This window comes from Paenibacillus agaridevorans, from assembly GCF_003112455.1.
In the GTDB taxonomy this organism is placed as follows: domain Bacteria; phylum Bacillota; class Bacilli; order Paenibacillales; family Paenibacillaceae; genus Pristimantibacillus; species Pristimantibacillus agaridevorans.
The window spans coordinates 53,313-61,315 of the sequence record NZ_BDQX01000289.1 but is presented as its reverse complement, the minus strand read 5'-3'; the positions used below and the strand labels follow the sequence as shown (position 1 = coordinate 61,315).

The following is an 8,003-nucleotide window of genomic DNA, read 5'->3' as shown; positions in this document are numbered from 1 at the left end:
CGCGATCCCGTCGGCTGCGGAGGACTCGCGGAGCTGGCGGGCCGCGCGGACGTCAGCCCCAGCCACTTTTCCCGCGTCTTCAAGGGGCTGACCGGCATGACCGTGACCGACTACGTAAACGCCAAGCGGCTTGTCCGCGCCAAGGATTTGCTGCTGTCGACGGACGACAACATCGAAGATATCGCAGCGGCTTGCGGCTTCCTGGGCATGCGCCACTTCTACGAGCAGTTCAGAAAGTTAACGGGGTTAACGCCCAAAGCTTATCGGGATCAAATGAAAGCCTGATTGATCATTAATCAGATAAAGCGAGGAGGAGATACAAGTGTCCAGCTCCTTAGACGAGACGCGGCAGCTTTACGAAAAAGACGAGGTCACGAACAGCTTTCTGAAACGGCATCCCGTTCATTGCGAGTTTCGAACCGGGAAATTGCCCCGCAAGCGACTGCATTTTCACGAAGGCTGCGAAATCTACTTGTGCCTCGGCGGCAGCGGCTCTTATATCGTCGAAGAGAAGCTGTACCCGCTCCATGCCGGGACGCTTACGATTATCGGCCCCAACGTCGTGCATCATCCCTACTCTGGAGAGGATTCGTTTAGCCGCTATATTTTGACGATAGACGAAGCCTATCTGGCAACAATGGGGCAGCTATGCGGATGGAAGATAAGCCCCTTCGGCCAGTTGCTAGGGGGCTCCTCGACAAGCAGCCACTACTTTCTGACGGCGGCGCAATCGGAGCGCGCCCGCTCGGCGGCCGCGGGGTTGGCCGAGCTTCTATGTTCGCCGGATCCGCTGCGCGAGCTCGCGATGCTGCATCGCCTGACGGAAGTGATGCTGCTGATCGGGGAGCTGCAGCATTCGCCGGCGGAGCAGCAGCTCGCCAGCGGCGCGAACGAGCGGCTTATTAAGGAGGTGGTCGCCTGCATGGCCGCGTCGTACCGCGACCAAATTACGATCGACGGCTTGCTGGAACGGTTTCCCGTATCGCGTTCGAAGCTGCTGCAGCTCTTTAAGGCGACAACGGGCTTTACGGTGACGCAATTGCTGACGGAATATCGGCTTAATCAGGCGAAACGGCTCCTCGCGGGCACCGACTGGCCGATGACGGAGATTGCCGCTCAATCGGGCTTCGGCGATCTGTCCCACTTTTACCATGTATTTCGAAGAGAGAGCGGCATTACGCCGAGGCAATACCGCCAGAAGGCGTTGGCACCAAGGTGAAACGGCTGTCTCCGTCCGTTCGCGGCTAACCAGCCCCTTCCCCGCTCCATTCGGGTCTTGACCGCTCAACTACTCCCGAAGCTCCTCGCGCAGCGGCTTGACGTCGAGCGGAATCTCGCCCTGCTCCGTCTCCGCCAGTCTCGCCTGGAACGAACCTTCGTACTCGAATACGGTGCCGATCAACGGATTATTTACTTCGACCGAAATCCGGTAACAGTCTGCCCGATCATCGTACCATTCGCACACGTCGGCAATGCCGGTCAGACTTGCAGGGAATCGGAATTGCAGCAGTCCTTCGTAGAAGCGCTGCTCTCCCGAGCGAATGCGAATGCCCCCGTTGGGAGCTGCCGATATTTGCAGGTCGACCGCGAGATGCTGCTTGGTGCCCAAATAATCGACGATCCTCCCGCGACTATCGCTATAGATCATCGTCGCGTCGAAACGGCGGATGGCGTTCGGAAACTTGAAGGAACGAATCCATGTCACCGTCTCTCTCCCATAACCGTCCACATAAGCGTAATTCTCGATTGTAAAGGGGATGTCGTGCCCTCCCTGAGGAAACATGATATGCCGCTTCGTTCCTGCATAAAGAGGCAGTGCCGCCAGCTTGGCGTAACGGATTCGCTCCATCGTTCCTCGGCCAACGGACTTAACCCGGTCTGAGCTGCTAAAGCCGAAGCGCTCTCTTATGCGCGGGTGCAGCTTGGAGAAGTCGGCGCCCAGCGCCTTCTCATAGATAGACTTCATGACTGCCGCCTCCTTTCTCCGCGCTGACCTCATCCTCGTTCCTCCGACGGCAACGGCCGGCCATCGGTACGCCAGACGCCGTCATAGCGGCAATGATCGCCAATGCCAGCATGGGAACAGTCAACACGAGGGGATTAAATGGCGATAACAGCAGCTCCGGCGTTCCGGCAATCGCCGTGCCCCCTAGCAGGACGAGCAAGATAGATTGGCCGACATAAGCCGCTCTTCGTCGATGCCATATCGCTGCCGCAATGCCCATGCCGATCTCCGCCACTCCCAACAAAGGCAGCAACACATGCTCCCAATCCGGGAACAAGCCGGTCGCCCGATAGATTTGAAGCTCCCCGCTCTCCGGACTGAGCAGCTTCGGCACAAGCCCCTCGTACAGCCACAGGAGAGACAATACCGCTACGCACGCATAATGAATGACCGCTCTCTGAATCGTAATGGCAGGCGCAATGCCGCGCTCTAACCAGATCCGCAGCATATCAAAGCTCCAGGCGGTCGCATAGCCGAACAGCGGACGGAACGCCAGACGGTCCAACAACCGGCCGACAAACCCGAACCGCGTCGTATAATTGAACTTCGTGCTAAAGGTTACTCGATCGCCGTTTGGCTTGTACCGCCAGTAGCCGCCGCCCCGTCGTATAAGCGAAATCGGCTGCTCGGATTCGAATACGAGCGTGGAGATCGCGCCTCCGGTTGCGGTTGATCTGGAGCTCCTTGACTCGCCAGTGCCCGCGATTGCAATCCCGAAGCCGATACGAGTACGGTAGAGAAACCGTTGCGGAGAGTTCTCTCCTTCTTTCGGAAGATACGTAATATCGGTAAAACGTAAATCCCATTGCTGGTGCAAGTTCGGCTCCTGAGTGTGACACCATAAAGCATCCATATCGGCAGCGATATCCAGTTCTACGTAGATCGGCGTCGTTCTCATATGCGCTCTCCCCTGTTCTTCCCTTCACACGGGTTGTTGCGCTAATTGTAACGCCAGTTGGCCGAACGCGGCAGTTCCAACTATTGTGGGTCCCCAACGAAAAGGGTACTACGCGGCGTAGTACCCTGCTTTATGCTATCAAGCTCGACCAGCCTCCTTCTGCTCGTTTTTAATCTTACGGAATTCCTTAGGAGTCATATCGCAATGTTTTTTGAAAGACTGGATAAAATGATTGACGTGATTAAAACCAACTCTCCTGGCGATCTCGGTTACGGAATGATCCGTGGAATCCAACAGCTCGCGGCTTTTTCGGATGCGGTACTTAACCAAGTAGAAGTATGGCGTCATGTGAATGCTTTTCTTAAAACCGCGAGTGCACTCCGACACGCTCAGATGCGAGGCCTCGGCTATTTCCTTCAAGGTTATATTGTCCGTATAGTTTTGGTGAATAAAGCTAAGCATTACTTGCAGTCTTTCTTGTTGAAGCCTGTTATGTTTGGAGGCCTCCTCCGCAGGCAATGTCATATTTGAGACAAGAATCATCCATAACTGTACCGTTCGAATGGAGATCTCGTATTGCCATCCCCAGGCTTTTTGCTTCTCGAATTCCTGCTTCATATCCCACAGCATGTTCAGAATCTGATTATGCCACTCCGAATCCCCCCTGATTATCAATGACAGTAAAGAAGAATGAGTAACCGGATGCACGTAAAGTTGCTCCATAGCGCTGTCCGGGTAGAAGGCGAGCAGCTTCTCCGGGAAGTTAAAGCTGACGTATTCGCCGCCATGGGTTAGACGGGAAACGATATGCAGCACGCTTTTATTGATAAATATGGCTTCTCCGGTCGACAGACGATAATCGATGCCGTTAATTTGTATGGTCATCTTTCCTTTGGTCACCAGGGTCATCTGCAATTCTTCATGCCAATGCAGATCGTTGATTCCCCTGCCATCGGGAATCGATCTTTCGTTCGTATGCGTGTACATAATGTACGGAAAAGCTTCGTCTGGATATTGTATGGTTTCGTGCAGTGGTTTCCCCACGCGGCCGCAACTCCTTTATTGACGATATTTCTATACTAATTAAAGATATTATTGCACGAAATCAAAGCCCGTGATGATATTATTATATTCAGCTTAAGCATACCTTAACAATTCCGTGCACAGGAAATTGTTCTAGCATCTGGGAGGAACCGTGTTTGCATGCAATAAACTTTCTTCGTCCCGTTCGTTTATTTTGTTGTTCGTCAGCATCTTGTCCGTCTCTTTCTCTTCCATCATGATCAAGTTTTCGGATACGCCCACATCTGTGGCCGGAATGTACAGATTGTTTATTTCCGTGTTCATCATGCTTGCTTTTGTGCCCTGGAGATCGTTTCGCACCTTGAACTTGAATAAAAAAGACTGGAGCATCGTAATTCTTGCCGGCGTCCTGCTTGGCTTGCACTTCTTATTCTGGATGGAATCGCTGGTCTATACCTCTGTTGCAAGTTCTATGGTAATCTTATCCCTGCAGCCGTTATTCGTCATGATCGGCTCGTATGTATGGTTCAAAGAACGGGCTCGTCTGCTTACCGTGATTTGCCTGATCGTTGCGCTTTTGGGTTCGATCGCAATAGCTTGGGGGGACATCGGGATTTCGAGAGCAGCTTTGATTGGAGATGGATTATCTTTGCTAGGAACGCTCTTTGTGTCGGCCTATCTGCTCGCCGGGCAGCAAGTCAGCCGCAAAATCCCTGCCAATGCGTACAGTGTCATCGTGTTTCTGATCGGCGGCACCGTCATGCTCGCGTACAATTTGGCGAATCAAGTTTCTTTGACGGGATACGACTCGTCCGATTGGACTTACTTTTTAATGCTTGCCGTTATCCCCACTATTTTCGGACAATATATTTTTAATCTCCTGTTGAATTCGATCGGGGCGACTACGATCTCGGTCGGCATTATCGGTGAACCGATCCTTGCCATTTTTCTTGCTTACCTGCTATTGGGAGAAACCATATCGTTCTTTCAGTTTTTAGGCGGATTATTGACATTACTGGGCATGGGGTTGTATTTTTGGTCTAAATCATTAAAAGTGAGGGGAATAAAAGTTGGCAGTCATTGAAGATTTTATGAAGCTCGATATTCGTGTCGGAACGATTGCGAAGGCGGAGTTTTTTGCGGAAGCGAGAACGCCTGCTATTAAGCTCGAAATTGATTTCGGGCCTGAAATTGGAATAAAAGCCTCCAGCGCGCAGATTACAAAACGGTATACAGCCGAGGAAATCGTCGGGAAACAAGTCATATGCGTGGTTAACTTTCCCGCCCGGCGCATAGCAGGGTTCAAGTCCGAAGTATTGGTGCTCGGAGGAGTCCCGGAAGAAGGGGATGTCATTCTATTGAAACCGGATATGATCATGCGGAATGGAACTGCGATTGGTTAATGGCGAAGTATAACTAACAAGAATCATCCCGTTCAAGGTGAAACGGCTGTCGCCGTCCTTTGGCGGCGCAGAAAGTTTCATTCCGAGAACTAGAGGCCAAGTAGAAAAACTTACTGATACTTTCCTTTATTTGAACAAAATCACCTGCTCAAGAAGGCGGCAATAGACCAAAAGCCAGAAATGGCGGTGAAGGGATAACGCCCTAGCACCGCCATTTCTTCATTTTTGACGTTTCATTCATCAAGTGAGCTATTTCAACAAGCGAACAATCTTAATTTTGAGACAGCCACTTTTGTATAGATTTTAGATCCATATGCCAATACCGGCTGGTTCGGCATCGGTTGTATCAATCAGTCTCGGCCGTCGGATTGAACCGCGGCTCGCTGTGTGCTACTATTCGCCCAATGGAGCTCCGTCTACTACCACAGTCTCCGCTTCGCTTGTGACCGTGCCGGCATAGTTAGCGAGCTCCGCCCGATAGGCATACACGCCCGGAGAGCGGCCGTGCAGCTCCGTCACAACCGACTGCCCCATCGGTGATTGATCGGGCAGCGCCTGCGTATCGATCAGAACGCCGTTCTCAAAGAGACGGTACGTCGTTCCGTTGCGTCCCCACCACATATTCATGGTAACGGTATATTCGCCGCTCCCCGCCCAGTTGTCGTGGGAGAGAACGAAAGGCGCGGGCGATGCCTCCGTCACCTCGACAATTACAGTTGGGGTCACGGTCTCGCCGAATGCATTGGCCAGACGAGCATGGTAGCGGTAAGTTCCGTTCTCCCTGTAGGTCACAGGCGTAACCGCCGTCTGAGCCGCTGGCGAGTTCACGGTTAGCCACTGCGTATCGATCAGAACCCCATTTTCATAAAGCTGATATAAGCCGGCGTTGTTGCCATACCACAAATTCATCGTCACATCGTAGAAGCCGTCCGCCATGCCGCCTGTTCCCTGATTGTGGGAGAGCTCGGCACTCGCGGGGACTGGCGCCGCATCGGGCGCGAACGGATGAATGGCCAACTCGATCTCATAGTCGTTGTAATCCCGGTACGGCACCTCGAGGGTCGGCGCGATCACCAGGATCGTCTGATTGTTGGCCCGCATCTCATTGCCGCTGATGACACTGTCCAGCACCAGAGCCGAGCCGTTCGTCTTATGCTTCAGCACGCCGGTCACCCGGTACCCGCTCAACGTGTTGCCCGCAATGGCGAAAGGAAAATCGGCGGCGGAAACAACCATGCGGTTATGGCCTGACGCCCGTCCGGCGCTGATGACCGACAGGGCGAACGGCTCAAAGTTTCCGGGCTTAGGCCGGGGATGAATAGTCAGCGTAATGGCGTAGTTCTGATAGTTGACCAGCGGCACCTCGTCCGTCGGTCGAACCACCAGCACGGTCGTGCCGTTAGGGCGCACTTCATTGCCGATTATGGTGCTGTCCAGCTCCAGCGCCGGCCCGCTGGCAGGCGTCAATGTCCCGGTGACGCGCAAGTCTTTCAGCAGATTCTCGCTGACCGCGAACGGGAAAGCATCAAGATCGACGACAAACCGCAGACGTCCGCTTCCCGTCCCCGAGGTGATCACCGATAGCTCGATCGGCTCGAATTGCCCCTCTTCCGGAATTGATACGCCGGGACTCGCGAAGTCTGTCGGATGCAGCGTGCCGCCGCCCAGCGACTCGTTCTGTCCCCCCTTCTCCGCCGTCAGTTCGTATGTAAAGACGGCATTAGGGTCTTCCACCTTGATAAGAAATTCATAGGGGTATCCGACCTTCTCGGCGTTGCTTGTCGTATTGCCCACCTGATAGCTGATGCTCACTTTGTCGGACTTGTCGTTCATATCCGATACATACACGTACGCGTAGTAGCTATCCGGCTCGAGTTGAATGACATGCCCCTTGCCGCGAGTATGCTCGCTTACCGTCTGGCGCAGGTTGTTGGAATACTCGACATCAGTCCTCGCGTAGCCCGGCGCCTGCATGCCCGGAATGCTCAGCACGACCGAACGAATCCCCTTGGCGGGAATCTCCAGCGTGAACTGCCCATCTACTACAGCCACCGACGATTCGGTGCCGTCTGCTTCATAGACGGTTGCCGTACCGGAATACGTCGCTCCTCCCGGCACTTTCTCGCCCAGTTCAATCACCGTCTCACGCGGCAGGTTGCCTTCATTCAACAGCGCAAGACCAAGCTTGCCATCTTTGCGCGCAGCCAAATAATCGATTTCCACGGAATCGGGCTCGATAATGCCCCGATCCAGCCACAGCCACATCTCTTCTTCCTCGTAAAACACGCCAGGAGCATGCCCATATTGATTGGAAGCAAAATAGGCATATCCCGATTGGTTCAGGGATGGAAACTCTATGCTGCGCTCCGACTTTGCCCAGGCGCTATTGATGAGAAAATCCTCCAGCATCGAAATAAACACCGGAATATGATGCCAATAAATCGATGTATAATCCGGTCCTGTATATGGATAATTAGCCTTCATCGTGTGAAACAGATACCTATCCTGATAATAACCGGGATAATTCCCATAACGTCCGACAATAGCGTTGCGAGCCATCGTTTCGAAGTATGAGTCTCCCGTGTACTCTGACAGCTTGACGAGCATGCCCGCCCAATTGTTCATGGAGATCACATTGCCGTGTCCCGGCGTGCGCGGATGCTCCGTTCCCAGA

Annotated in this window: 8 protein-coding genes; 4 read left to right on the top strand and 4 right to left on the bottom strand. The window is 53.3% G+C overall.

What is annotated here, in order from left to right; genetic code table 11:
• Both PAT3040_RS37355 and PAT3040_RS23955 read left to right on the top strand, forming a co-directional pair.
• A partial coding sequence (locus PAT3040_RS37355; protein ID WP_181376798.1) for a helix-turn-helix domain-containing protein occupies positions 1-285 on the top strand: 285 nt, incomplete at its 5' end.
• 37 nt (positions 286-322) lie between these two features.
• Positions 323-1,219 carry an AraC family transcriptional regulator gene (locus tag PAT3040_RS23955; protein WP_108994667.1) on the top strand — a complete coding sequence of 299 codons (897 nt, stop codon included), beginning with the start codon at positions 323-325 and terminating at the stop codon, positions 1,217-1,219.
• A gap of 69 nt (positions 1,220-1,288) precedes the next feature.
• Here the strand turns inward: PAT3040_RS23955 and PAT3040_RS23950 are convergent, their stop codons facing one another.
• The 3 genes from PAT3040_RS23950 to PAT3040_RS23940 form a co-directional block, all read right to left on the bottom strand.
• Positions 1,289-1,966, bottom strand: a complete 678-nt coding sequence (locus PAT3040_RS23950) for a DUF4166 domain-containing protein (protein WP_108994666.1) — start codon at positions 1,964-1,966, stop codon at positions 1,289-1,291.
• Positions 1,950-2,903: a DoxX-like family protein gene (locus PAT3040_RS23945; RefSeq protein WP_108994665.1), complete on the bottom strand. Its 954-nt coding sequence runs from the start codon at positions 2,901-2,903 to the stop codon at positions 1,950-1,952. Before PAT3040_RS23945 ends, PAT3040_RS23950 begins: the two co-directional genes overlap by 17 nt.
• Before the next feature lie 138 nt (positions 2,904-3,041).
• The gene (locus PAT3040_RS23940; RefSeq protein WP_108994664.1) at positions 3,042-3,947 is read right to left on the bottom strand and encodes an AraC family transcriptional regulator; all 906 of its coding nucleotides are present in this window, start codon (positions 3,945-3,947) and stop codon (positions 3,042-3,044) included.
• 151 nt (positions 3,948-4,098) lie between these two features.
• On the opposite strand from PAT3040_RS23940, the gene PAT3040_RS23935 reads away from it, so the two are divergent.
• Together PAT3040_RS23935 and csaA are read left to right on the top strand one after the other, a co-directional pair.
• A complete protein-coding gene (locus tag PAT3040_RS23935) occupies positions 4,099-5,010 on the top strand; it encodes a DMT family transporter (RefSeq protein WP_087571989.1) in 912 nt (303 codons plus the stop codon).
• Positions 4,997-5,329 (top strand): chaperone CsaA, encoded by a 333-nt coding sequence (gene csaA, locus PAT3040_RS23930; protein ID WP_108994663.1) that lies wholly within the window; start codon positions 4,997-4,999, stop codon positions 5,327-5,329. Before PAT3040_RS23935 ends, csaA begins: the two co-directional genes overlap by 14 nt.
• A gap of 393 nt (positions 5,330-5,722) precedes the next feature.
• On the opposite strand, the gene PAT3040_RS37350 is transcribed toward csaA, so the two are convergent.
• Positions 5,723-8,003 (bottom strand): early set domain-containing protein (locus PAT3040_RS37350; protein ID WP_507763378.1); only part of this gene is annotated, 2,281 nt, incomplete at its 5' end.